Genomic DNA, 22,846 nt, shown 5'->3' on the forward strand with positions numbered 1-22,846 from the left:
GCGCATTCATTGGGATATCGCCAGGTTAAGTTGACGAATCCGCACGCTGGCGGGAGGGTGCGAATCGTAGAAGGCCGAATGCAGCGGGTCCGGCGTCAGGGTCGACGCATTATCCTCATACATCTTGACCAGCGCCGACACCAGGTCGCGCGCATCGGTGTGTTTGGCGGCGAATGCATCCGCCTCGAATTCATGCTTGCGCGAGCTGAGCGAAGTCAGCGGGCCAAACAGGAACGTGAAGACCGGCAGAGCCAACATGAACAGGATCAGGGCCAGCGCATCATTCGACTGGCCCGGCACGATGATCGGGTTCACGCCCAGGCCGGTGTAGAACCACAGCTGGGTTTTCAGGTAGCCCAGCAAAGCCAGGAAGCCCAGCGACAGCGCGAACATCACCACGATGCGCTTGACGATGTGTTTCAGCTTGAAGTGGCCCAGTTCATGCGCCAGCACCGCCTCCACCTCCTGCGGCGCGAGCGACGACACCAGGGTGTCGTAAAACACGATGCGTTTGGCCGCGCCGAAGCCGGAGAAGTAGGCATTGCCATGCGCGCTGCGCTTCGAACCGTCCATCACGAACAGCCCCTTGGAAGCGAAGCCCACGCGCGCCATCAGGCCCTCGATGCGCTGCTTCAGCGATTCATCCGCCAGCGGCGTGAATTTGTTGAACAGCGGCGCGATCAGGTTAGGGTAGAGCGCCATCACCAGCAGCTGGAAACCGCACCACACGAACCAGGCATACAGCCACCACAGCGAACCGGATTTCTCCATCAGCACCAGGATCACCCACACCAGCGGCAGGCCGAGGGCCGCGCCCAGGCCGACGCCTTTCACCAGGTCGAAGAAGAACAGGCGCTTGCTCATCTTGTTAAAGCCGAAGCGCTCCTCCAGCGTGAACTGGCGGTAGTAATCAAGGGGCAGGTCGAGCAGGCCCGAGACCACGCCGAACGCCACCACCAGGCCAAGCTGGTACGCCATGCCGCCGCCGGTGGCGTTAAACACCGTCACGGACAGCCACTGCAGGCCGCCCAGCAAGGTAAAGCCCACCAGCACCGCGCCCGACACCAGCATGCCGACGATGCCCAGCTTGGTGCGCGCCACGGTGTAATCGGCCGCCTTCTGGTGCGCCGCAAGGGGAATTTTTTCCGCGAACTCGGCCGGCACAGCGGCGCGGTGTTGCATCACATGGCGGATATGGCGCGAGGCAAGCCAAAAGCGCACAATCAAGGTTAGTGCCAAAAAGGCAATGAATAAAAACGAAAACGCGTGTGATGACATTCTATGCCTGTGAGAAAATGGCAGATTAATCTGCTTTAAATTGCTATAGAGAGAATTATGTCACAAGCGAACGACACCCCAGTAAGCCCCGCCAACCAGCAGCGCCCGAACGAGATGAACCTGGTGTGGGTCGACATGGAAATGACCGGCCTGGAACCGGACACCGACCGCATTATCGAAGTGGCAATGATCGTCACCGACATGCACCTGAACGTGGTGGCCGAAGGCCCGGTGCTGGTGATCCACCAGTCGGATGAGACGCTGGACAAGATGGACGCCTGGAACAAAGGCACGCACGGCCGCTCCGGCCTGATCGACCGCGTCAAAGCCTCCACCGTGAGTGAAGAGCAAGCCGAAGCCGAATTCCTGGCCTTCATGCGCCAATGGGTTCCGAAAGGCAAAGCGCCAATGTGCGGCAACACCATCGGCCAGGACCGCCGCTTCATGGTCAAGTACATGCCGAAGCTGGAAGCGTTCTTCCACTACCGCAATATCGACGTCTCCACCCTGAAAGAACTCGGCCGCCGCTGGAAGCCGGAAATGGTCGCCGGCTTCAAGAAAGCGCAAAAGCACACCGCGCTCGCCGACATCATCGAATCGATCGAAGAGCTCAAGTACTACCGCGAGCACTTCATCAAACTGTAACTCCCGAGTAAATGTCCACCTTGGGGTCAGGAAGAAAAGTGGACATTTTCGTGAGGGAAATGTCCACTTTTCTTCCTGACCCCAGGGTGGACATTTATTGCATCAACTGCAACGGGCGGTGCGGCGCATCCCGAGCAGGAGGGTGGCGGCGGCGAGTGCGGCCAATGCCAGCACCAGCGGCCAGGGCGGGCGGCCGGCGGCGCTGGCGGGCTGGTAGCTTGGCAGCTTGGCAAACTCTCCCGGGCCGAACGGGCGCTCGTCGAACACATAGGGGTAGAAGTGCTGGCGCACTTGGCCGTGGAAGGCGCTGATGCGGTCCATGTAGGCCAGGCGCGCTTCCAGGTCGGTCCCGGCCAGCCGGTGCAACAGCACCTGCACATTCACCCCCGCCAGCAGCAGGCCTGCGCGGCGCGTCCACTCTTCCCGCGACCATAAGGAATCCCGGTATTGCGCGGCTTGCGCGGCCACCGCGTCGTCGCCTGCCTGGTGCATGGCGTAGTACCACTTCCAGTGGAAGCCTTCCGGCAGCGGCGGCGTGTCCTTCCACTCGGGGTGGCTGCGGAAGAAGCTCTGCATCGTTTCCTCCTTCGGCTTGTCCCATGCGGTGTGTACGGCCTGGCGCTGGGCCAGCGCGAGCTCGGCGCCTTGGGCGACGGGCAGGGCGCGTTCCAGCGCGGCGTTGACGCCGGTCGGCAGCACCAGTGCCAGCAGCACGAAGGCGGCCAGCAGCACGGCGGCGCCGGCGGCTGCCGTGCGCGCGACGGCGGCGCCCCAGGCGGCCAGGCCGCACCAGAAGGCGAGGTACAGCGCGGCGGCTGCGGCCAGCATGGCGCTTTCGCCAACCGCGGCGCCGGACAGCAGCGCGCCCGCCAGCAGCGGCAGCAGCAGCGCGGCGCCGACCAGGGCCAGGCGCAGCAGCACGCGCCGGCGCCATAGCGCTCCCGGCGTCGCTGGCAGGGAGGACAGCAAACGCAGTCGTCCCGCTTCGCGTTCGCCGCTCACCATATCGTGCATCAGCGCGATGATGAACAGCGGCGCGACATACACCAGCACAAAGGCGAAGTCGAAACGCCCCGGCGCGGCCAGTTCGGGATTGAAGGCCTCCGACTCATAGAGCTGCGCCTGCAGGCCGAGCGCGCGCACCTGCAGTGCGTAAGGCTGCACATCGCGCTGGCCGATGGCGGCGAAAGCCAGCGGCGCGGGCGGGTCGATGGTCAGGTGCGGCACGTAGTAGGCGGTGAGGCCGGCCTCGGCGTCGGGCGCCTGGCGCGCGGTGCGCTCGGCAATGTCCTTGGCCTGCACGGCGACAATGCGCTGCAGCGCGGCGTTCTGTTCGGCCACGGTGCGCATGCCGCTCCACACCGACAATGCCGACAGCAACAGCAGCAGCACCAGCGCGGCCAGCGCCGGGCGTGAGCGCAGCAACAGCAGTAGTTCGAATTTCAGGTTCTTCATCAAATATTCCTTTCCATGCGACGTGCGGCCCAGGCGGCGGCCAGCATGATGGCCGCCAGCCAGCCGGCCAGGATGCCCAGCGCCGGCCAGGCGTGGCGGGTGACGGTGGCTTCCAGCGGAGATTGCGGGTGCTGGTAGCGCGGCAAAGCGCGCCAGTAGTCGGCGGAGATGCGCTGCGCGCGGTCGTCGTGGTACTTCACTTTTTCCGCGTGCAGCCGGTTCAGCGCCTGGATCAGGCGGTAGCGGTAGTCCTCACCGGCCAGCAGGAAGCGTTCGTGCGCGGCGCGGTCGGTGTCGGCCAGCGCGGCGGACATGCTGCGCAAGGCCAGCACGGGCACCGCCAGCGCCGCCGTTTGCAGCACGCGCCCCTGCGCCGATTGCAGGGCGAAGTCGCGCTGCATGCTGGCCAGGAACTGCTCGCTGGTCAGGCGCTCGCCTTCCTCGATCACCAGGCCTTTGTAGTTGACCGGCAGGTCTTCCACCTTGCTCACGCCATAGCGCTTCAGCACACTGTCGCGGAAGCTCTTGAAATAGGGATCGTCCGGATTATGGCTGTCGCCGATGCGCGCCAGCTCGGCGTGGATGACGGCCTCCATCTCGATCCGGGTCGGGCGCGGCACCATGCCGGCCGCCATATCGGGCAACACGCGCGGCAGCAGGATCACGGCCAGCGCCCACAGGCCGACCAGCAACAGCAGGGCGTCGCGCGCGCGCCGCGCCAGTGCCGACACCAGCACCGCAATGCAGGACCAGAGCAGCAGGTAGGCCGCGTAGCCGGCCGCCAGCCAGGCCGCCGCGACACCAAGCCCCGGCTGCAGCGCGGCGATGCTGCCCAGGGCCAGCAGCGCCGGCGCCGCCAGCAGCAGGGCCAGCGTGCCGTGTGCGGCCAGCTTGCCTGCCACCAGGGCCGCGCCGCTGACGCCGTGCGCCAGCATCAGTCGCAGCTGGCCGCCTTCGCGTTCACGCGCCAGCGCGCCGAATGCCAGGAACAGCAGCAGCAAGGGCGCCAGCACCTGCAGCACGAAGGCCGGCGTCAGCTGGCCAAAGCGCAGCAGCAGCGAGGACTGGCCGGCGTCGCTGAAATTGGCGCTGTTCTGGCGATGGCCTTCCAGGTACAGCGTGCTGCCGGTGAACGGCGCCACGCCGAAGTCGAAGAAGGCGAGCGCCGTCAGGGGGCGGAACACGTAGTGCCCGTAGTGCACCACGCGGTGCGGATGGCGGTCCGGCTGGCTGTTCCACTGCGCGTCGGCGCTTTGCTGCAGGCGCTGGCGCTGGATTTCCACGCTGTGCGCGCGCTCCAGGCTGACGAAGACGGCGGCCAGCGTCAGCACCAGCAGCAGGGCGGCGGCGGCCAGCGCCACCTTGCTGCGCCGCATTGCGCGCCATTCGCCGAGTGCCACGCGCCAGACGCTAGCGAAGAAGCGGGCCGTCATGCCGCCCTCCGCGCATCGGCGTAGCGCTGGAACAGGTGCTGCACATCGAAGCGTTGCGGACCGTGCGCGCTGATCTCGTGCGCGATGCGGCCATGATCGAGGAAGCCGATGCGGTCGGCCACTTCCGCCGCGCCCACCAGGTCGTGCGTCACCATGAACACGGTCACGCCTTGCGCGCGCAGCTTGAGCAGCAGGGCGTTGAACTCGCTGGTGGCGTGCGGGTCAAGGCCGCTGGTCGGTTCGTCCAGCAGCAGCACCGGCACCGCGCGCGCCACCGCCAGGGCAATGGCGACCTTCTGGCGCATGCCTTTGGAGTAGGCGCCGAGGCGGCGGTCCCAGGCCTCGCGCGCCAGGCCCACATCGTTCAGCGCCGCTTCGATCAGGGTGTTGATCGTGGTGGCGGTGCCGGTGCGGCCGCCCATGTTCAGCAGGTATTCCAGGTTTTCGCGCGCAGACAGGTGCTCGTACAGCGACACGTTTTCCGGCACGTAAGCCAGGCTGGCGCGCGCGCCGAGCGGATCGTCGCCGACGTCGATGCCGCACACGCGGACCAGGCCTTGCTCGGCGCGGGCAAAGCCGAGGAAGGCGTTCAGCGTGGTCGATTTGCCGGCGCCGTTGCCGCCCAGCAGGGCGTAGATCTCGCCCTGCATCACGCGCAGGTTCAGGCCATTCAGGATGGTGGAGGCGCCGTAGCGCACTGCCAGGTCGGTGGTTTCAAGTGCTATGCGTTGCATGTGTTTTCTCCTTGGTTCAGTAGGAAGCCTGCAGGCCGAGCGACACCGCGCGCGGCGAGCCGGGGGCGACCCAGGTGCGCTGGTAGGAACTGGTGTAGTAGGTTTTGTCGAACAGGTTGTCGATATCGAGCGACAGGCGCAGGCGCGGCGCGATCTGCCAGTGCGCCACCAGGCGCGCCAGCGTGTAGGCCGGCAGCTCGAACGCGGCGGCGCCGGCATTGGCCTGCGCCTGGGTACGCGCTTCGCCCAGGCGGCGGCCGGTGTGGGTGACGCCGCCGCCGAAAGCATAGCGGCGGCCATCGGCCAGCGCGCCTTCGTGCATTAGCATCAGGCTGCCGTTCACGCGCGGCACATTGAGCAGGCGCCCGCCGACTTCCAGCGTGTTGTCACGCTCGACGGATGCATCGATCAGCGAGAAGCTGGCGTTGGCGCGCCAGCCTTTCGCCAGCTGGCCCGCCACGTCCAGGTCCAGCCCCCGGCTGCGTACCTCGCCCGCCGCCACCGAATAGGATGGCTGCAGCGGATCGGTGGTCAGCGCATTGCGCTTGCGGATATCGAACAGCGCCAGGGTCGCGCCCAGGCGCCCACCGGCCTGCTCCCATTTGAGCCCGGCCTCGCTCGCCTTGCCGCGTTCCGGATCGAAGGCCGCCCCGCGCGCATCGCTGCCGGTGTTGGGACGGAAGGAGCTGCCCCAGTTGGCGAACAGCGTCCACTCAGGCGTGGCCAGGTAGCTGGCGCCGATGCGCGGCGAGCTGGCGTTCGGCTCCTGCACGGCCACGCTGCCATTGCGGCGGTTGGCCAGGCTCTGCTCGTGGCGGTCGTGGCGGATGCCCGCTATCACGCGCCACTGCTGGCCCAGGCGCCACGTGTCCTGCACATACAGCGCGGTGTTGCGTTGCTTCTCCAGCGTATCGGTATGCAGCGGCGGCACCGGCCGCGGCTGGCCGTACACCGGTGCCAGCACGTCGATCGCATAGGGCGCCGCCGCGCTCGGGTTGGCGCGGAACATGCGCAGGTCGTAGTCGAAGCGGAAGGCCTCCACGCCCAGCAACAGCTCGTGGCCGGGCGCGATGCGGCCCGCCACCTCGATATGCGCGCCCAGGTCGTCGGATGCGTAATCGCGCAGGCGGCGCTGGCGGCGCAGCGTGCGCTGGTCGGCATCCAGCGCGGCCGCCTGCTCGGTGGCATAGCCGTCCAGCGTGGCGCGCTTCCACAGCAGGCCCGCGCGCAACTGCCAGTCGCCGGGCAGGGCATGCTCCAGCATCAGCTGCTGCGTGCTGTTGAAGATGCGGATATCGCCGTCGCCCGGCTCGCCCAGGAAGCGTTCGCGCGGCACCACTCCCAGCTTGCCGTTGATGGCCGGGATGCCCCGGTCCAGCGTGCCCACATGGCGCAGCAGCTCGCCGCGATACTCGATGCGCGTATCCGGCCCGGCTTTGAAGCTCAGCGCCGGCGCCAGCAAGTTGCGGCGCGTCTGAACATGGTCGCGGAAGCTGTCGCGCCGCTCGCTGGCAGCATTCAGGCGCCAGGCCAGCGACTCGCCCAGCGGCCCGGTCGCATCCAGTGCCGCGCGGCGCAGGCCGAAGCTGCCCACCACTGCATCCAGCGCCAGTGCCGGCCGCCACAACGGACGCTTGCTGACGATATTCAGCGTGCCACCGGGCTCGCTGGAGCCGTACAGCGCCGCCGCCGGTCCTTTCAGGAACTCGATGCGCTCCACATTGGCGGTATCGCGCGGCGCATTGATGCCGCCCCGGTTGGCCGCAAAGCCATTCAGCAGCAAAGCCATGCCGTTGTTCGGATCGCCCGCCAGGCCGCGAATGGCGATGTTGTCCCATAGCCCGCCAAAGCTGTTCTGGCGCGACACGCCGCCGGCGTAATCGAGCGCATCGTCGATGCGCAGCGCGCCCAGGTCGTCCAGCGCCTGGCGCGGCATGATGCGCACCGCTTGCGGCAGCTCGCGCAGCGGCAGGCTGGATTTGCTGCCTTGCGCGTCGTCCGCCAGGTAGCTGCCCGAGTCGCGGCGGCCCACCACTTCAACGGCTTCGATTGGTTCCGCATGAACCGTAGGGATGAGCAGTGCCAGCGCGGCCGGAACGGCGCGCAAGCGTAAATTCTTCGTCATATTGTCTTTCTCGTCTTGCTTGAACAAGGCGCCACCACAACGGCGGCGCCGGATTTGGTCAGGGCAAGGCGAGCACGGGCGGCCCGCGCGGCAGATATGGCGGCGCAGCAGGCCGCGCGTGCGAAACCGGCGCCGCGCAAGGCTGCGGGCGCGGCAGGCTGGCGGCAGGCGCCAGCAAAGGCGCCGCCGCCGGCAAGCGCTCGGCCAGGGTGGCCGCGTCATAGGCCAGGCAGGCATGTGCCAGCGCAGCATCGGGCCAGGCATGGACGATTCGATGGCGCAGGCCGGCCGCAACTGCCATCAGCAGCGCCGTCGCCAGTAGGGCAACCAGCGCAAAGCGGGTAGCAGGCCGCGACGGCACGCCGGTGCGTCGGGTCATAAGCATCAGGGAAAGCGGCAGCAAACCGCGAACGTGGCTAGGAACCCTGCGCGCAAAAGGGCAGGGGCGTCAGGTCACGCAGTGATGCGGGGCGGCGCTTGCCGCGGCGGGATCAGGTAGCGGGGAGAGGCAACGAAAGCCGGTGCCGAAGGCAGGCGTGCCAGCAGGTAGGCCACCGCCAGGAAGACTGCCAGCAAAGCCGGCGGCGTCGCCGGCAAGTCAGCCGGGAAATGCGAGGACATCTGGCACGCCACGCAATCATCGATCTTGTCAGCGAGATCGTGCTTGTGCGTGGCAGCGGCCAGCATCTGCAAAGCGAACACGAGCGCGCACAGCGCCAGTACCAGGCGCCAAATTCCGTGCTTGCGGAGTGCGGTCGTATTCATCACGCGCCAGTATAGCAATTCGGGGTCAGGTCTGACAATCGGACAAAAGTTGCGCGAAGCGCATCTTTTGTCCGATTGTCAGACCTGACCCCGAATTTTCTACAGCATGAAGCCGAGGTCTTTCAGGGGGAAGTTCGCCAGCTCGTTCTTGAAGACCTGCTGCTCCAGGGCGTCCGGTTCGGCGCCGAACCAGCGGCCCAGCGTGGCGCCGTACTGCTGGTTCGAGAGGTGGGGGATCCAGGCGCCGCGCCCGGTGGCGTCGTCTTTGCCGCCCAGCACGAACTCGGGGAAGCGTCCGTACAGGCCGCCCTTGACGGCGGCGCCGATGATCAACTGGTGGTTGCCCCAGGCGTGGTCGGTGCCGCCGCTGTTGGGCTGCAGGGTGCGGCCGAAGTCGGACATGGTGAAGGTGGTGACGTTCTGTTCCGCGCCGATCTCGCGCAGGGCGTTCTGGAAGGCGGCCACCGATTGCGAGACCTGGCGCAGCAAGTCGAATTGCTGCCAGGCCTGGCCGCCGTGCGTGTCGAAGCCGCCCAGCGAGACGAAGTAGACCTGCCGCCCCGGTCCTTGCGCGGCGCGCAGGCGGATCAATTGGGTGACGGTCTTCAGCTGCTGCGCAATAGCGTAGCCGGGGAACACGGTTTGCAGCGCGGCGCCGTTGGCGGCGGCTTGCAAGTCCTTGGCCAGCTCCATGCCGTTCAGCAGCGATTTGTTGGCGGCGGTGGCGATCAGGTTGGGGTTGCTGGCCGAGAGCGCTTGCACCAGGGCGGCGCGCCGTTTGTCGGCTTCGCTTTGCGGCCAGAAGTTCATGCCGGCCAGGCTCAACTGGCCATTACCGGGCAGCAGGTTGCTTTGCACCGTGGTGCCGGACACGAACAGGCCGTTGGTGCCGATTGAGACGGCGTCCAGGTCGCCATTGGCGCCGAGGGCGTCGGCCAGGCGGCCGCCCCAGCCGGTGCCGGCGCCGGAGGGCGTACCGGCCTGGTTCTGCTGGTTCTGGTCGGGGTGGGAGAACAGTTGCGGCGGCACCCCGGCGCCGCTCTGGTATTGGGCCTTGGTCAGCGGCTGGCGCAGGTTGCCGACGTTGAGCAGGGCGGCCACCTGGCCTTGCGCGAACAGGGCGTCGATCTCGGGCATGCCGTAGTGGAAGGCGAAGGGCTGCTCCGTGCCATCCTGCAGGCGGGCGCTGCGCGCGGCCAGCAGGGTCTTGGCTTCCACCGACAAGGCCAGGCCGCCGCTGCGGCGGATATTGCTGTAGGCGCCGTAGTGCGCGGCGTCCAGCGGCACGATCATATTGTTGCCGTCGTTGCCGCCGTACAGGTAGAGGCAGACCAGGGCTTTGTAGTCGCCCACGGCGGCTTGCGCGGGGCGCGTCATGCCCAGCAGGCCGAGGGTGGACATGGCGCCCAGCATGCCGGCGTGCGCACTGGCGCCGAGGAAGCGGCGGCGCGACATTTTTTCTTTGCACATGGTGTGTGTCCTTTCTTACTGCTGTACGGCGAAGTCGGCCGCGATGGCGGTCAGATACAGGGCGGTGATGGCGCGCTGCTTCAGGTCGGTGGTGGCTTGCAGGGTGGCGCCGATGGCGGCGCGCGTCGAAGGCGTCATGCGCCCCTGCAGCAGATTGGCGTCAACCAGGTTGAGCAGGGCGGTCGGGTCGCCGGCCACGGCCTGGTAGGGCGCGAGGTTGATGCTGGCCATGCCGGAGAAATTGCCGGCGATGAAGCCGTACAGGAAATTGGCGCGGCCAATCGCCTGCGCCGGCGTGTAGAGCTGGAACTCGGGCCCGAACAGCTCGGGCTTGCCGGGGAGCGGCGCCAGTGGCGAATAGAAGTTGAATACGCTCGGCGCCTGTAGCAGGCGTTGGCCCATCAGGAAGTAGTCCCAGAACATATTGGTCGGGTTCACGATGGTGGCGCCGGTGGCGCGGAACAGCGACAGGCTGTGCAGGATAGGGTCTTTCAGCTTGCCGGCGGCGGGGGCTGCGATCAGCGCTTCCGGGTCCATCAGCACTGCGTTCAGGGTGGCCTTCAAATCGCCGCGCCCGGTCGGGCCGTAGGCGAACACGTTGGCGACGCGTTCGATATAGGCCGGGCTGGGGTTGCTGGTGGTGAAGGCGCGGATCAGGCGGGTGGCGATGAAGGGCGGCAGGTTGGGGTGCTGGAACAGGTTCTGCACCACGCCGTCCAGGTCCTGCACCGTGCTTTGGCCGGCGGGCAGGGTGGTGCCGTTGAGCAGGGTCTTGGCGCCCATATCGTGCAGGCGGTCGCGCGGCTGCAGCGGGCCGGTGAAGTTTTCCCAGTTGCTGCCGGTGAGGTTGCTGCCGGTGTAGGTCCAGCCGCTCAGGGCGCGCGCCATGTGGGCGATGGTGTCCTGCGTGTAGGCGGGGATGGGGTCGCCGTAGCGGTCGCGCTGCACGCTGCCGTCCTGGTTCAGCAGCACGGGGCCGATGGTGAACAGCTGCATCACTTCGCGCGCGTAGTTTTCATTGGGCGCGGGCGTGCGGCTGTTAGCCAGGTCGAGGTATTTTCCCATCGCCGGGTTGATCGTCATCTCGCGCAGCAGATTGCCGAAGTTGCCGAAGGCGTGCTTGTCGAGCGTGGTCAGCCAGGGCAGCAGCTGGTCGCCGCTGTTGTTCTTGTCGGAGGAGACCACGAACAGCTGCGACAGGGCGAACAGCATGCGCTGGCGCACCTGGTCGGGTGCGTTGGCCATGTTCAGGTACCAGCCGTTGCGCAGGGCGCTGATGTCGGTGGTCTGCGGCAGCGCGCTGGCAGGCATGCTGTATTGCTGGTTCAGCCAGGCTTGCGCGCCCATCTGCTTGACGGCGGCGATGCTGGCGGCGTTGGGGCCGAAGGTGGCGCGCTCCAGCAGGCGGGCGGCGGCGACGGTGGCGGCGTCAGTCGCGGGCTGGGCGCCGATCGGGCCGGGCGTGGGCGTGGGGGGTGGCGTCGGCGTGGGTGTCGTGCTGGTGCCGCCCGAGCTGGTGCCTGCGACCACCAGCGTCAGCCTGGTGCTGCCGCTGACCTGCGGCGCCTTAGCCGTGGTGCCGGTGACGGTGATGACTGGATTGGCCGGCATGGCCGCCGGCGCAATGTACTCGCCGTTCTGCGAGTTCAAGGTGCCGACCGTGGCATTGCCGCCCGGGATGCCGTTGACGGCGAAATTCATGTATACGCCCTTGCCGTCCACCTTCCCCAGGAACCAGACCTTGCGGCCCAGTTCAACCGCGGCATTCTTGGCCGTGTGCGTGATCTCGACCGTGGTGGCCCAGGCCGGTAAGGAAAGGCTAAACAGGCAGGCCAGGGTCCAGGCCCGGCAGTCTTTTAATTGCATTTTTTATCCCCTGATAAGTGCCGGCGCGAAGCCGTTGCGGGGATAGGAGCAAGTCTCGTGCCACTGTGGAAACCGTTTACTTCCACGAAAGCTGGACAATATTTGTCAGTGACGGAGGGGCGGGGCGTGCAAAAATTGTCACTTTGTAAGGAGCAGGGCCGGCGAATACCGAACCCTGCGCGACTGCCGGGAAATGTTTAGCAGCTGGTCATGCAGTCATCTTGCGCGGTATAGCAATCAGCTTGTTTTTCCATATCGTCACCGGCATCTTGCAGACACCATTTCAAGGCCTTGATGCAGTAATACTGGCAGGTGCCGGCGCTGACATTGAAGGTCATGCCAACGCCCACCGCAAACAGGAAAGTTGCAACAGATTTTTTCATGATTTGTCCTTGGTTCGAATTACGGGATCTGGTTGCCACAACGCACCCAGCAGTCTTCCCACCAGGCTTGGCAGGCCTGTTGCGCTTCCCAGTCGTCGCCCGCTTGCTGCAGGCACTGGTCGCGATCAACGCGGCAGAAATACTCGCACTCCCAAGGCCGGGCCGTTGCGCTGACGCTGGCGCCCAGGCCGGCGGCAAACAAAAACGCGGCGAATAACTTCTTCATGTCTTTCTCCACTGTTTAGTTTTAATAGGTGTACAGCGGAGTTAGCATAAAAATAAAGATTGAGGAGGGTCAATCTTTATTTTTCATAAATAGTTACTGTTCGGCGCCGTGGCATTTCTTGTATTTTTTGCCGCTGCCGCATGGGCAGTCGTCATTGCGGCCGACCTTCGGCGCATCGTGCTTGACGGTGGTGACGCCGGTCTTGCGGCGCGGCACCCAGAACTTATGGATGGCAGGCAGGTTGGCTTCGATATCCAGGGCCAGCTGGTGGGCCTTGACCGGATCTTCCACTTCCGCCACTTCCTCCGGCTCGATCTCGTCGGCGCCGAGCAGGTAGATCGGGCGCATCAGCGGGGCCACTTCGGACTCCCAGATCTCGTCCCAGGAGCCTTCGCGCAGTTCCATGCCCTCCCAGAAGCCCCAGCACCAGGCTTCCGCATTCAGCAGGGTCTTGCCGGCGTGCTCGTGTTCCACGAACAGCGGTTCGAACTCTTTCGGCGCCACTTCAAAGGTCACCAGCACTTCGTTCATGAAGCGGGTGATCAGGTTGTAGATGCGCTCTTCCTGCTTTTCGTTCTTGAACTTCGGGCCGTCCTTGCGGTCCTCGCCCCAGATGCTGGGCAGCCATTCCGCCGGGGTGATCGGCTCCGGGCCGATTGCGATGGCGGTCAGGTAGCCATGCAGGTGGTCCATTGTCATGGAGTCCTCAGGGCTCTGGTCGCCCAGGAGGAAGGCGTCGAGTTCGTCGAATTCTTTGTCGGTCAATGGCTGGTCGAGTTGCATGGCGTGGTGTTCTTTATATATTGGGTCGAAGGGCGACAGTATACGCCCTGGCCCTTACAATGGCGAATATGACGCATCCTTTCCTTGATTTGAGCCCCGATAAAGTGCTCGACGCCCTGGCCAGCATCGGCCTGTACGGCGATGGCCGCCTGCTGGCCCTGAATTCCTACGAAAACCGTGTCTACCAGGTGGGCATGGAAGATGGCCCGCCAGTGGTGGCCAAGTTCTACCGTCCGCAGCGCTGGACGGATGAGCAGATCCTGGAGGAGCACGCCTTCGTGCAAGAGCTGCAGGAGCGCGAAGTGCCGGCCGTGCCCGCCATGCAGCGCGATGGCCGCACCCTGCATGCGTTCGAGGGTTTCCGCTTCGCCGTCTTCCCGCGCCACGGCGGACGCGCGCCGGAGATGGACGACCCCAAGGTGCTGGAATGGACCGGCCGCTTTATCGGCCGCATCCACGCCGCCGGCGCCGCGCGCCCCTTTGTCACGCGGCCCACGCTGGACTTGGCTTCCTTCGGCCAGGAACCGCGCGACTGGCTGCTGGCCAGCGATTTCCTGCCGCCCGAACTGCTCACCCCCTGGCGTTCGGTGGTGGACCAGGCGCTGGATGGCGTGCGCCGCTGCTACGAGCGGGCAGGGCAGGTCGAGTTGATCCGCCTGCACGGGGATTGTCATGGTGGCAACGTGCTGTGGACCGATGCCGGGCCGCACTTCGTCGACTTCGACGATGCGCGCATGGGGCCGTCGGTGCAGGATTTGTGGATGATGCTGTCCGGCGAGCGCAGCGACATGGTGCGCCAGATGGGCGACATCCTGGCCGGTTACGAAGACATACGCGAATTCGACCCGCGCGAGCTGTACCTGGTGGAAGCGCTGCGCACGTTGCGCCTGATCCACTACTCCGCCTGGCTGGCGCGCCGATGGGACGATCCCGCGTTCCCGGCGGCTTTTCCGTGGTTTAATACACAACGATACTGGCAAGATCGTATCCTCGAACTGCGCGAACAAATCGCGCTGATGGACGAGCCTCCGCTCTGGCCGGTTTAAACCCGGTACACCGGGGTCCGACCCGCAGGGTCAGACCCCCAACGGTCTCGCGACCAAAGGTTCCGCCGGCAGATGCATAGACAGGGTCTGACCCTTGGGTTAGACCCTGGTTTACCGGTTTCAAAAAGGAGAATTGCCGGCAAAATCCCGCCTTTCTCCCAAGCTACACCCCCGCAGGTCTCTTAGATAATGGCACCATCACCCCAACGCCTAAAGCGAGAACCTCATGCAAGCACAAAGCCACACCACCACCGACCGCGCCGAGCATGAGAAGGCCGAGCTGAAAGCCATCACCGAAGCCATCGCCCGCGTCGAAGCCGAAGCCAAAGCCCAGTGCGCCGCCGAATCGCGCGCCGTCGCCGAAGCCCGTGCCCGCGCCCTGGCCGAAGACCGCGCCGCCCTGGAATCGGCCGCCGCCGCTGCCGCCATGCAGCACGCCGAAGCCGCCGAAGAAGCCATTAAAGCCAACAAGGAACGCCTGGACACCCTGCGTGCCGCCGCCTCCGCCAGCGTAGCCCGCCTGGAAGCCGTCAAACAGGAAACCGCCGAACTACGCGCCCGCGTCGACGCCGACCTGCAAGTGCGCCTGGCCGCCGAACAACGCGCCAAAGCCGAGGAAGAAAGCCGCCGCCGCGCCGCCGAGCAGGTCGCGGAAGAAGAAAAACTGACGCAAATGGCCAGCAAAGCCGTCGAGGACCTGGCCCTGCAGGCCGAGCATGCCCGCATGCAAGCCGCCGAGCGCGCCGCCGCCGTGCAAGCCGCCCATGACGAAGTGGTCGGTGTTGCCTCCGCCGACGCCCGCATGGCCGCCATCGCCCGCGAACGCGAACGCCAGGCCCACTCCGCCCGCCTGACCGCCGAACAGTTGGCCAGCACCGAAGCCGAAGCCCTGGAAACCACCCGCCAGCGCGAACGCGCCGACCAGGTCGCCCTGGAAGCGGCCTTCAAACGCGCCGCCGCCGAAGTGCGCGCGCTGGAAGAAGCGCGCGCCCTGGCCCACCTGGAACAGGAACGCGAACAGATCGCCCTGGCCAAGGCCGAATCCGACCGCAGCGCCGCCCAGTCGCTGCACCTGCGCCTGCAGACCGAAAAAGAAATCCGCGACGCCGCGCTGCACCGTGAGCGCCTTGAAGCCATGGCCGCCACCACCGCGCAAGCCCGCCGCGACGCCGACGCCCAGATCATCGCCGCCACCGAACGCCGCATCGAAAGCGACCGCCAACTGCACGCCATCGCCATGGCACGCGTGGAAGCCGAACAGCAAGCCGATTTCGAAACCCGTGCCCGTATGGAAGCGGAAGCGGTGGCGCTGGAGCAGGCCAAGCTGCGTGAGCAGGCCGAACAAGCCGCCGCCGAGCAAGCCCGCATCGAAGCCGAAGAACACCAGCGCGCCATGGCTGCCGCCGCCGAGCGCAGCGAGCTGTCGGCCCGCTCCGCCGTCGTCGCCGCCGAGCAAGCCTCCGCCGAAATGATCGAGCGCGACGCGGTCGCCGCGCAACTGGCCGCCGCCGAGCAAGCCAACGCCCTGGTCCAGGAAAAAGCCGCCGCCGCCGTGCGCCTGGCCGACGCCGAGCGGGCCCGCGCCGAAGCCGAGCAAGCCGCGCTGGACGCCATCAATGCCCGCCAGGCCGAAGCCGAGCGGGCCCGCGCCGAAGCGGAAGCCGCCGCGCTGGCCGCCATGAACGAACGCATCGCCGCCGAAGAAATGGCCACCGCCGCCGCCATCGCCCGTACCGAAGCCGAACGCGCCGGCGCCGCCGAAGCGCGCCGTAAAGCCGCCGCCGACGCCCGCCTGCAAGTGGCCGCCGAACAGGAAGCCGCCGCCGTGCGCGCCATGGCCGAGCAGATGGAACACGACGCCGCCAACAAGACTGCCGCCGCCGAAGCCGCCGCCGCCCAGGCCCGCCTGGCCGTCGAACTGGGCAAGGTGCAAGCCGAACGCGCCCAGGCCGAACAAGCCCGCGTCGCCGCCGAAGAATCGCTGCTGAAATCGGAACTGGAATTCGTCGCCAAAGAACGTGAAACGCTGGCGCTGATCGAACAGAAGCTGGTGCAGCAACGCGCCGCCAACGCCGCCGAAGTGCGTGCCGCCAAAGCCATCGAAGTGCGCGTCGAGCTGGAGAAACAAGCCGCCGCCGCCGCCAAAGCGCGCGCCGACGCCGAAGAGCAACTGGTGGAAATGGCACGCCAGCGTGAACTGGCCGAGGAAGCCGCCAACCAGGCCGAATGGGCCAAGCTGGCCGAGCAGAAAACCCTGATCGACACCGTCCACGCCCACGCCGAAATGCAGCGCCGCGTGACCGCCACCACTGCCGCCATGGTCGAAACCAAGAAGCGCCTGCTGGAACAGGAAACCCGCCGTCAGCACGCCGCGCAGAACATGCTGAACGCCATGGAAGAGCGCGCCGCGCACCCGGCGGATGAACACTCGGAAACCATGGCCCGCGACGTCATCGGCCGCCTGAAGGAAACCGCTGGCGCCGTCTGGCGCGGCCGTTAAGTCATACTTTGCGGCGCAGGCTACGGTTGAATCGAACGATCCTGCGCCCAGATCACGACGCCATCACTTTGGACGCTAAAGCCATTGAAGTTGCTTGCCTCCGCACTGCAGCGGATGGCGACGCGATGCCCACGCGTCGGCGTGCCGGCCGCGTTCTGGAAGACCATTTGCCCATGCATATTCAGGACTTTCTGCAGAATTCCTGATTCAGGCACACGCCCATTGCTGATCTGGTTGGTCTGCTCGATGGCATCAGCCGGAAATACAGCATTCGACTCGGTCTGGTTGGCCGCATCCCAGTTGTAGTACACCTGACGATTGCAACTCAGCCTGATTTTCCTTACCCCGCTGCCGCTATCCTTTGCCGTCGCAAGCACGCTCGCTTCACCGTTTTCATGAATTCGAATTGACACAGTAGGGGTGCCGAGAACGCGAGCCCCAATATCAACGGGTGTAATACGCAGGTTCGGGCAAAAGTCGCTCTGCTTAGGGAAGCACTGTGTGTCTGTCGGGGACGGATTGGGCTTATAGACGCTATCCGGGCGCTGTCCTTCAATATGCAAGCCAATATCTGGCGGCGATGAGTCGTTGTTCGTTCTGGGATCGTAGGGAAGGCCTGTGCAGCCGGTAGTTATGACGCAAGCCAATAAAGTTGGCGTCACTGATTTCAGAAAACTCATGTCGCGCCTCCTGTGAAAGTGCAGGTTGAATTTGCTGGGAGAGCCACCGCCAAGCGTAGCATACACCGCTTCCCACACCAGCCTTGATGCGATAACGCCGCCGTCAGCGCTGGCACGGTGGTCGACCTGTTATGCTTCGCAGCCCAACTTATTGGTAGATCCCATGGCCATCAAACTCGACCCTCAAACAGAAGCAGTCTTACTCGATTCCTTGCAACGATACTGCTCGCAAAACTTCGACGAAGAAATTGGCGGCTTGAAGGCGCGCCTGCTTCTCGACTTCTGCGTACGCGAAATCGGGCCGTCGATTTATAACCAGGCAGTGCGCGATGCGCAGGCCGTGATGCAGGAGAAGATCGCCGAGATCGACACCAACTGCTACGAAACCGAGTTCGCGTATTGGAAGAAAAAATAGGGCAAACGCAATGGGCGGCTTCGTGGTCCGAGAATTACGTGTACTGACTCAGACTTGACCTCGTATATTGAGAAAGCCGAACCAGTAGTAACCTTTCCCCAAATGGCGCGGCTGGGCAAGGTGACACATGACTTGACCTAAGGGTTCGACCCTGCGTGTCAGATTGGTGCCCTTGCTCATTTCCATTTGAAAGTCCGGACAGTATCTGAGGCTGCCGCTGGTCGCGCAAGCCTGCATACGAGGAGGGAAAGCCATGGACACGGAAGCTCCTGCCGTTGGGATCGACGTCAGCAAGCATAAGTTGGATGTTGCTCTGCTGATCGGTGGCAAAGTGCGCAGCAAATCGGTACCAAATTCACCAGCCGGTTACCGGGAATTAAAGATGTGGATGACAAAGCAGAAGGTCGCGTTCGATCAATGCCTGGTTTGCATGGAATCGACGGGAGCGTACAGCGAACCAGTCGCAATTGGTCTGCAGGCACTCGGATTTACAGTAAGCGTTGTCAACCCAGCTCGCATTAAAGGCTTCGGGCAAAGCGAGCTTGTGCGCAACAAGAACGACGGCATTGATGCAGCATTGATTGCGCGGTACTGCGCGATGATGAATCCCGCTCCATGGAAAGCACCGTCGCCTGAGCAACGGCGCCTGCGCGCAATGTGTGATCGACTAAGGGCATTAAAGGACATGCGCCAGCAGGAAGAGAACCGAATCGAAGCATGCCGGACCGTCGAGAGTTCCGAGATGGCGGCGCATATACACCAGCATGTGGTTTGGCTCAGCTTGCAGATCAAGCAGCTAGAACATGAAATTGACGAACATATCGAACATCATTCGGGCCTCAAGCGGGATGCCGACCTAATGGCCAGCATTCCCGGTATCGGACGAGCTACGGTCGCGGTCATGCTTGGATATATCGGGGACCTGCATCGATTTGGGAGTGCGAAGGCATTGGCCGCCCATCTTGGCGTAAGTCCACGCCAGCGCATATCTGGGACTTCTGTGCGTGGGCGTACCACCATGAGCCGAACAGGGAACCGGGCCACGCGCAGCGCGCTTTACATGCCGGCCGTTGTGGCTAGCCGCCACAATCCTGTGCTCAGGGCGTTTTCGGAGCGCCTTCATGCAAACGGCTTGCCGAAGAAGGCAGTGATTGGCGCCGTTATGAGAAAGCTAGTCCATCTGATGTATGCGGTGGTGCGATCTGGTATCGCCTTCGAGCCCAATTACCAGGAAGGGCCTGCGAGAAGTGGGACTTCGTCTGGGTCGTGACGTTAAGCTGCAGCCTCTGGCTTGGATAGCTCACGCAGGATAGCGCAGTCCGAGGACGTTGAACGGGCATTGCAGCGTCCCCGAATTGTCAGCAGTTCTTCGCGCAGCGACGTGAGCTGTGCAATGCGCTCAGCGACTTGATCTATATGCCTGTCTATCAGCGCATTAACACTGCCGCAATCCTCTTCAGGTGCATCACGCGATGCCAGGAGTTGGATAATCTCATCAAGGCCAATGTCCAGGCTGCGACAGTGTCGGATGAATTGAATGCGGCGGACCGACGACTCGTCATACGAACGGTAATTCGACTCACTTCGACTTAAAGCATCAAGCAAACCACGCCGTTCATAAAACCGTAGTGTTTCCACCGTGCAACCAGTTAGCCGAGCCAACTCTCCAATCTTCATGACAACTCCCACAAAATCTCTTGACCCTATAGTAGGTACAGGGTCTCTAATTGGCAAGACCGAATAAAATTGGAGATTTGTATGTCGGATTGCTGTTCTGGAGGCTGCAGTACCCAACCGCCGGTGGACCCGCGCTACCGGCGCGCCCTGATGTTCGCACTAATCATCAATTCGATCATGTTTGTGGTCGAACTCGCGAGCGGCATCAAAGCCGATTCGGTCTCTCTACTTGCCGATGCAGTGGACTTCCTGGGTGACGCGGGGAACTATGCGTTATCGCTTTACGTTCTTTCAATGGGGCTCGTATGGCGGTCCCGAGCAGCCCTGTTTAAGGGGCTGACGATGGGTGCCTACGGTGTGTTCGTCTTAGGTAAAGCCGCATGGACCTTGAAATCCGGCACAGTGCCCGAGGCTGTCACAATGAGTGCCATTGGTGCTCTGGCGTTTGCGGCGAATGGCGCAGTAGCGATCATGCTGTACACCTTCCGCAGTGGCGACGCCAACATGCGGTCGGTTTGGCTCTGTACTCGTAACGACATGATCGGCAACGTGGCAGTCATTCTAGCGGCCGCTGGCGTGTTCGGAACGCAGTCCGCTTGGCCGGACCTATTGGTTGCGGGTGTGATGGGGGTTCTTGGACTGACTGCCGCAACCGCTGTTATCCGCCAGGCCCTTACTGAGCTTGCTAGTCCAACCAGGCAGCAATCGCGAGAACTGCGCCGTTGAATCGATTAGTTTCAGTCATTGAAGCCAAGAAAGGAACTATTGACGATTCATCGTTTCCTTCAGTTGGTTCAATGCTGAGTCCAGCTCCGCGTCTCGCCGTTGGAGCAAGTCCAGTTTGAGCGCATGATTGGCGTTTGCGCATGAAATCCCTTCAGGGGTTGCCCGCCAAATCCGCTGGGCACGGTCGTCAGTATCGTTTATCTTCTGCCGGTTACAGGATTCCGCAACCGCTTTGGCATAGTCTAAATTCGCTTGAAAGTAATTTAGTGGTTTTGCGGTGATGCTTGGCCTTCCCCCGTCCTGAATTGTCCACCAAAGCTGAAATCCAATTCCCATTGACAGGACCAGGAGCAGCATAAGGGATGCATACAAGACGTATCGGTGTCGGCCATTGGCTATTTGGTGATACATGAGTCCCCCCCATGTGGGCCGGTCACTAACCTCGCGAACAACATCCGCCTTCAGGATTTTGCATTGGTGGACAAACCACCGTGCCGTATGAACAGAAGACGCAGCAGTCGCCTTGCTTCGGTCGAAGGACGGTATGGCATTTCTCACATTCATAGTGCCACTGGCAGGCATCGACTGGCATCGTCTCCTGTTTGGCATGACCGCAAACTGGGCATGTCAGAACTGAATCAAGGACGACGACGCTCATTTCGGTTCTCCAACTGCCTTGGATGGGTAGCCAGCCTCTTCAGTCGCTTTAGTCAAGGCGGCGATGTTGGTCTTTGAATCATCGAAAGTCACTACAGCTTCGCGTTTTTCAAAATTCACTTCGATTGCGTTTACGCCGGGCACACGACTAAGCGCTTTCTTCACTGTAATCGGACAAGTCGCACAATCCATTCCAGGTACCGATAAAGTGACTCCTTTGGAGGCCGCCCACGAAGCGGAGCTCAGGGCGAATAAGGCAATCGCGACTGCAAATTTTTGCATGATTTGTTCCTTGAGTTAGTAGAACCAGGGAGCTATCCAGGGAAAGCTGACAGCGATGAGAAGCAGCAAGACGACCATGATGTACAACACCTGATACGACCACCTGACTTGTGGGATCGCGCAAGCTTCTCCTGGAGCACAGTCTGTCGTAGGACGCCAGACGCGGCGCCAGGACATTGCCAGCGCTACAAATGAGATACCTACGAAGAAAGGTCGATACGGCTCAAGCTGCGTTAATGACCCGATCCATGCGCCCGAAACTCCCAGCATGAGCAACAGTAACGGACCGAGACAGCACGTTGAAGCTAGAATTGCGGCGACGCCTGCCGCAAGAAGGCCGACGCGCCCCGTTCTGCGGCTTGCCTTGGTTGGTAATTTCGAGTTCATAGCGTAAGCTTAATCCCGTACATAAGTACGGAATCAAGAAAAATGAACGAAATCGAATTCACTATTGGCGCTTTGGCAAAATCAGCAGGCGTGAACCTGGAGAGCATTCGCTTCTATCAACGCAAAGGGTTAATGGCGGAGCCCGACCGAATACGCGGAACTATTCGGCGGTACGGCGCTACTGACCTCGCACGACTGCAATTCATCAAGGCTGCGCAGAGAATCGGCTTCTCGCTCGATGAGGTAGCTGAATTGTTGCGATTAGACGATGGCACGCACTGCGAAGAAGCCCGTCATCTGGCCGAGCAGAAATTGCGCGATGTGCGAGAGCGAATCGCTGATCTTGGCAGGATCGAGAAAGCTCTGGACCAATTGGTAGTCAGCTGCTGCGAAGTTGCAGGGAACGTGAAATGTCCTTTAATTGAATCGCTCTACCATCGGACATAACTTGAAAAACAAGACAGTATCTAACAGGGATTGTCAGTTGCGAGCAGCTTTCGCCACCGAACACAAGAGTCAAGGCACTCACCGTGTCTCACTTCGTCGTTCCGTTGCCAAATTTAGCTCAAGGGCTCGTTCGCGGGTCTGATGGAGCGGGCGGCTAAACACCGCCATGACCAATTCCAGCGCTAAACCAGCAATTCGGGCGGTCTGGTATGCATGACGGTCACCAAACGCCGCACGGGCTGCCAGAGCTGCGTGGACTTTTCCTGCGGTCGCAAAGTCAGTTCGCCTGGTCATCTTCGTACCCTACTCCCAATTCAGGTAACCAGATGTTCGTTACGCCAAACACGTAGCTCGGCGCGTGCAGCCAAGGTGAAATGCGAGAATCTGCCTGATGGGGGGCAACGCAGAGTTGGTCGAACAGGCATATGATGATTAGGTACGAAAGTGGAAGTTGATTTCCCATGAATACCCTAGCCATCGTCGGCATCCTTTTGATGCTTCCATTCGCTTACGGCGCGCTATTTCAGTCCCGTCCGAAAAACTGGGTGCCGGAACATGCGTCCATCGCAATGCTGGAGATCGCAGGGCTAGTCATTGGCCTGATCCTGTTTCTAATCGGTGTGTTTGCATGACCCGCCATTTCGCGAAATGGTGGACAATCGGGTCCCTGGCGACTTGAAAAACAAGACAGTATCTGACAGGGACTGTCAGTTGAGTTAGAGTCCTGCAAGGCCGCTACCGGCCATCAGCCGCCGCTCGCATCTGGTTTCCGAGTTTTTAAAATTCGACGAACGAATGACTTCAGAAGTTTCGATTTATAGGCACTTTGGGGACTTGGCGCAATTCGCCATTGTTTGCGCTCACGA

Annotated in this window: 25 protein-coding genes; 8 read left to right on the top strand and 17 right to left on the bottom strand. The window is 63.1% G+C overall.

What is annotated here, in order from left to right:
• Nucleotides 1-6 precede the first annotated feature (6 nt).
• Nucleotides 7-1,278: a M48 family metallopeptidase gene (locus GTP41_RS24660; RefSeq protein WP_161028248.1), complete on the bottom strand. Its 1,272-nt coding sequence runs from the start codon at nt 1,276-1,278 to the stop codon at nt 7-9.
• Between the two features lie 57 nt (nt 1,279-1,335).
• Between GTP41_RS24660 and orn the strand changes: the two genes are divergently transcribed.
• Nucleotides 1,336-1,923, top strand: coding sequence for an oligoribonuclease (orn, locus tag GTP41_RS24665; protein WP_202419872.1), 588 nt, complete (start codon nt 1,336-1,338; stop codon nt 1,921-1,923).
• A 102-nt stretch (nt 1,924-2,025) separates the two neighbouring features.
• Here orn and GTP41_RS24670 read toward each other — a convergent pair whose 3' ends face one another.
• The 11 genes from GTP41_RS24670 to GTP41_RS24720 all read right to left on the bottom strand — a co-directional run bounded on the left by GTP41_RS24670 (nt 2,026) and on the right by GTP41_RS24720 (nt 13,163).
• Nucleotides 2,026-3,378, bottom strand: coding sequence for a DUF3526 domain-containing protein (locus GTP41_RS24670; RefSeq protein ID WP_161028249.1), 1,353 nt, complete (start codon nt 3,376-3,378; stop codon nt 2,026-2,028).
• On the bottom strand, nt 3,378-4,811 hold the full coding sequence (locus GTP41_RS24675; RefSeq protein WP_161028250.1) for a DUF3526 domain-containing protein: 1,434 nt from the start codon (nt 4,809-4,811) through the stop codon (nt 3,378-3,380). The genes GTP41_RS24670 and GTP41_RS24675 overlap by 1 nt, the downstream gene beginning before the upstream one ends.
• Entirely contained in the window at nt 4,808-5,545 is a 738-nt protein-coding gene (locus GTP41_RS24680) for an ABC transporter ATP-binding protein (protein ID WP_161028251.1), read from the bottom strand. Before GTP41_RS24680 ends, GTP41_RS24675 begins: the two co-directional genes overlap by 4 nt.
• 16 nt (nt 5,546-5,561) lie before the next feature.
• Nucleotides 5,562-7,670: a TonB-dependent siderophore receptor gene (locus GTP41_RS24685; RefSeq protein ID WP_161028252.1), complete on the bottom strand. Its 2,109-nt coding sequence runs from the start codon at nt 7,668-7,670 to the stop codon at nt 5,562-5,564.
• A gap of 58 nt (nt 7,671-7,728) precedes the next feature.
• The gene (locus tag GTP41_RS24690) at nt 7,729-8,049 is read right to left on the bottom strand and encodes a hypothetical protein (RefSeq protein WP_161028253.1); all 321 of its coding nucleotides are present in this window, start codon (nt 8,047-8,049) and stop codon (nt 7,729-7,731) included.
• 74 nt (nt 8,050-8,123) lie between these two features.
• Nucleotides 8,124-8,435, bottom strand: a complete 312-nt coding sequence (locus tag GTP41_RS24695) for a hypothetical protein (protein WP_161028254.1) — start codon at nt 8,433-8,435, stop codon at nt 8,124-8,126.
• 99 nt (nt 8,436-8,534) lie between these two features.
• The gene (locus tag GTP41_RS24700) at nt 8,535-9,905 is read right to left on the bottom strand and encodes a DUF1501 domain-containing protein (protein ID WP_161028255.1); all 1,371 of its coding nucleotides are present in this window, start codon (nt 9,903-9,905) and stop codon (nt 8,535-8,537) included.
• 15 nt (nt 9,906-9,920) lie between these two features.
• On the bottom strand, nt 9,921-11,771 hold the full coding sequence (locus tag GTP41_RS24705) for a DUF1800 domain-containing protein (protein ID WP_161028256.1): 1,851 nt from the start codon (nt 11,769-11,771) through the stop codon (nt 9,921-9,923).
• A gap of 197 nt (nt 11,772-11,968) precedes the next feature.
• Nucleotides 11,969-12,154: a hypothetical protein gene (locus GTP41_RS24710; RefSeq protein WP_161028257.1), complete on the bottom strand. Its 186-nt coding sequence runs from the start codon at nt 12,152-12,154 to the stop codon at nt 11,969-11,971.
• Nucleotides 12,155-12,173: 19 nt separating this feature from the next.
• Nucleotides 12,174-12,380 (bottom strand): hypothetical protein, encoded by a 207-nt coding sequence (locus GTP41_RS24715; RefSeq protein ID WP_161028258.1) that lies wholly within the window; start codon nt 12,378-12,380, stop codon nt 12,174-12,176.
• 93 nt (nt 12,381-12,473) lie between these two features.
• Nucleotides 12,474-13,163: a UPF0149 family protein gene (locus GTP41_RS24720; RefSeq protein ID WP_161028259.1), complete on the bottom strand. Its 690-nt coding sequence runs from the start codon at nt 13,161-13,163 to the stop codon at nt 12,474-12,476.
• Between the two features lie 68 nt (nt 13,164-13,231).
• On the opposite strand from GTP41_RS24720, the gene GTP41_RS24725 reads away from it, so the two are divergent.
• Nucleotides 13,232-14,209 (top strand): serine/threonine protein kinase, encoded by a 978-nt coding sequence (locus tag GTP41_RS24725; protein WP_229503057.1) that lies wholly within the window; start codon nt 13,232-13,234, stop codon nt 14,207-14,209.
• 226 nt (nt 14,210-14,435) lie between these two features.
• Entirely contained in the window at nt 14,436-16,709 is a 2,274-nt protein-coding gene (locus tag GTP41_RS24730; RefSeq protein ID WP_161028261.1) for a coiled-coil domain-containing protein, read from the top strand.
• Between the two features lie 20 nt (nt 16,710-16,729).
• Here GTP41_RS24730 and GTP41_RS24735 read toward each other — a convergent pair whose 3' ends face one another.
• On the bottom strand, nt 16,730-17,389 hold the full coding sequence (locus GTP41_RS24735; RefSeq protein ID WP_161028262.1) for a hypothetical protein: 660 nt from the start codon (nt 17,387-17,389) through the stop codon (nt 16,730-16,732).
• Nucleotides 17,390-17,552: 163 nt separating this feature from the next.
• On the opposite strand from GTP41_RS24735, the gene GTP41_RS24740 reads away from it, so the two are divergent.
• Nucleotides 17,553-17,804, top strand: a complete 252-nt coding sequence (locus GTP41_RS24740; RefSeq protein ID WP_161028263.1) for a DUF2164 domain-containing protein — start codon at nt 17,553-17,555, stop codon at nt 17,802-17,804.
• A 253-nt stretch (nt 17,805-18,057) separates the two neighbouring features.
• The gene (locus tag GTP41_RS24745) at nt 18,058-19,074 is read left to right on the top strand and encodes an IS110 family RNA-guided transposase (RefSeq protein WP_161028264.1); all 1,017 of its coding nucleotides are present in this window, start codon (nt 18,058-18,060) and stop codon (nt 19,072-19,074) included.
• Nucleotides 19,075-19,076: 2 nt separating this feature from the next.
• Here the strand turns inward: GTP41_RS24745 and cadR are convergent, their stop codons facing one another.
• Complete coding sequence (cadR, locus tag GTP41_RS24750; RefSeq protein WP_161028265.1) at nt 19,077-19,481, bottom strand: Cd(II)/Pb(II)-responsive transcriptional regulator; 405 nt, start codon at nt 19,479-19,481, stop codon at nt 19,077-19,079.
• Nucleotides 19,482-19,562: 81 nt separating this feature from the next.
• Between cadR and GTP41_RS24755 the strand changes: the two genes are divergently transcribed.
• Nucleotides 19,563-20,207 carry a cation efflux transmembrane domain-containing protein gene (locus tag GTP41_RS24755; RefSeq protein ID WP_161028266.1) on the top strand — a complete coding sequence of 215 codons (645 nt, stop codon included), beginning with the start codon at nt 19,563-19,565 and terminating at the stop codon, nt 20,205-20,207.
• Nucleotides 20,208-20,643: 436 nt separating this feature from the next.
• Here the strand turns inward: GTP41_RS24755 and GTP41_RS27530 are convergent, their stop codons facing one another.
• From GTP41_RS27530 to merT, 3 genes are read right to left on the bottom strand one after another with little or no spacing between them, the layout of a single operon-like run.
• Nucleotides 20,644-20,865, bottom strand: coding sequence for a GDCCVxC domain-containing (seleno)protein (locus GTP41_RS27530; protein ID WP_229503058.1), 222 nt, complete (start codon nt 20,863-20,865; stop codon nt 20,644-20,646).
• Complete coding sequence (gene merP, locus GTP41_RS24760; protein WP_161028267.1) at nt 20,862-21,146, bottom strand: mercury resistance system periplasmic binding protein MerP; 285 nt, start codon at nt 21,144-21,146, stop codon at nt 20,862-20,864. The genes GTP41_RS27530 and merP overlap by 4 nt, the downstream gene beginning before the upstream one ends.
• A gap of 15 nt (nt 21,147-21,161) precedes the next feature.
• Nucleotides 21,162-21,533, bottom strand: coding sequence for a mercuric ion transporter MerT (gene merT, locus GTP41_RS24765; RefSeq protein WP_161028268.1), 372 nt, complete (start codon nt 21,531-21,533; stop codon nt 21,162-21,164).
• Between the two features lie 42 nt (nt 21,534-21,575).
• Here merT and merR point away from each other — a divergent pair, with 42 nt between their 5' ends.
• Together merR and GTP41_RS24775 are read left to right on the top strand one after the other, a co-directional pair.
• Entirely contained in the window at nt 21,576-21,980 is a 405-nt protein-coding gene (merR, locus tag GTP41_RS24770) for a mercury resistance transcriptional regulator MerR (protein WP_161028269.1), read from the top strand.
• Nucleotides 21,981-22,441: 461 nt separating this feature from the next.
• Complete coding sequence (locus GTP41_RS24775; RefSeq protein WP_161028270.1) at nt 22,442-22,612, top strand: hypothetical protein; 171 nt, start codon at nt 22,442-22,444, stop codon at nt 22,610-22,612.
• Nucleotides 22,613-22,846: the final 234 nt, after the last annotated feature.

The organism is Pseudoduganella guangdongensis, from assembly GCF_009857475.1.
In the GTDB taxonomy this organism is placed as follows: domain Bacteria; phylum Pseudomonadota; class Gammaproteobacteria; order Burkholderiales; family Burkholderiaceae_D; genus Rugamonas; species Rugamonas guangdongensis.

Bases quoted from the DNA above. Each gene is read 5' to 3' on its own strand.
- GTP41_RS24660 (WP_161028248.1), bottom strand. From the start codon at position 1,278: ATGTCATCACACGCGTTTTCGTTTTTATTCATTGCCTTTTTGGCACTA.
- orn (WP_202419872.1), top strand. From the start codon at position 1,336: ATGTCACAAGCGAACGACACCCCAGTAAGCCCCGCCAACCAGCAGCGC.
- GTP41_RS24670 (WP_161028249.1), bottom strand. From the start codon at position 3,378: ATGAAGAACCTGAAATTCGAACTACTGCTGTTGCTGCGCTCACGCCCG.
- GTP41_RS24675 (WP_161028250.1), bottom strand. From the start codon at position 4,811: ATGACGGCCCGCTTCTTCGCTAGCGTCTGGCGCGTGGCACTCGGCGAA.
- GTP41_RS24680 (WP_161028251.1), bottom strand. From the start codon at position 5,545: ATGCAACGCATAGCACTTGAAACCACCGACCTGGCAGTGCGCTACGGC.
- GTP41_RS24685 (WP_161028252.1), bottom strand. From the start codon at position 7,670: ATGACGAAGAATTTACGCTTGCGCGCCGTTCCGGCCGCGCTGGCACTG.
- GTP41_RS24690 (WP_161028253.1), bottom strand. From the start codon at position 8,049: ATGACCCGACGCACCGGCGTGCCGTCGCGGCCTGCTACCCGCTTTGCG.
- GTP41_RS24695 (WP_161028254.1), bottom strand. From the start codon at position 8,435: ATGAATACGACCGCACTCCGCAAGCACGGAATTTGGCGCCTGGTACTG.
- GTP41_RS24700 (WP_161028255.1), bottom strand. From the start codon at position 9,905: ATGTGCAAAGAAAAAATGTCGCGCCGCCGCTTCCTCGGCGCCAGTGCG.
- GTP41_RS24705 (WP_161028256.1), bottom strand. From the start codon at position 11,771: ATGCAATTAAAAGACTGCCGGGCCTGGACCCTGGCCTGCCTGTTTAGC.
- GTP41_RS24710 (WP_161028257.1), bottom strand. From the start codon at position 12,154: ATGAAAAAATCTGTTGCAACTTTCCTGTTTGCGGTGGGCGTTGGCATG.
- GTP41_RS24715 (WP_161028258.1), bottom strand. From the start codon at position 12,380: ATGAAGAAGTTATTCGCCGCGTTTTTGTTTGCCGCCGGCCTGGGCGCC.
- GTP41_RS24720 (WP_161028259.1), bottom strand. From the start codon at position 13,163: ATGCAACTCGACCAGCCATTGACCGACAAAGAATTCGACGAACTCGAC.
- GTP41_RS24725 (WP_229503057.1), top strand. From the start codon at position 13,232: ATGACGCATCCTTTCCTTGATTTGAGCCCCGATAAAGTGCTCGACGCC.
- GTP41_RS24730 (WP_161028261.1), top strand. From the start codon at position 14,436: ATGCAAGCACAAAGCCACACCACCACCGACCGCGCCGAGCATGAGAAG.
- GTP41_RS24735 (WP_161028262.1), bottom strand. From the start codon at position 17,389: ATGAGTTTTCTGAAATCAGTGACGCCAACTTTATTGGCTTGCGTCATA.
- GTP41_RS24740 (WP_161028263.1), top strand. From the start codon at position 17,553: ATGGCCATCAAACTCGACCCTCAAACAGAAGCAGTCTTACTCGATTCC.
- GTP41_RS24745 (WP_161028264.1), top strand. From the start codon at position 18,058: ATGGACACGGAAGCTCCTGCCGTTGGGATCGACGTCAGCAAGCATAAG.
- cadR (WP_161028265.1), bottom strand. From the start codon at position 19,481: ATGAAGATTGGAGAGTTGGCTCGGCTAACTGGTTGCACGGTGGAAACA.
- GTP41_RS24755 (WP_161028266.1), top strand. From the start codon at position 19,563: ATGTCGGATTGCTGTTCTGGAGGCTGCAGTACCCAACCGCCGGTGGAC.
- GTP41_RS27530 (WP_229503058.1), bottom strand. From the start codon at position 20,865: ATGAGCGTCGTCGTCCTTGATTCAGTTCTGACATGCCCAGTTTGCGGT.
- merP (WP_161028267.1), bottom strand. From the start codon at position 21,146: ATGCAAAAATTTGCAGTCGCGATTGCCTTATTCGCCCTGAGCTCCGCT.
- merT (WP_161028268.1), bottom strand. From the start codon at position 21,533: ATGAACTCGAAATTACCAACCAAGGCAAGCCGCAGAACGGGGCGCGTC.
- merR (WP_161028269.1), top strand. From the start codon at position 21,576: ATGAACGAAATCGAATTCACTATTGGCGCTTTGGCAAAATCAGCAGGC.
- GTP41_RS24775 (WP_161028270.1), top strand. From the start codon at position 22,442: ATGAATACCCTAGCCATCGTCGGCATCCTTTTGATGCTTCCATTCGCT.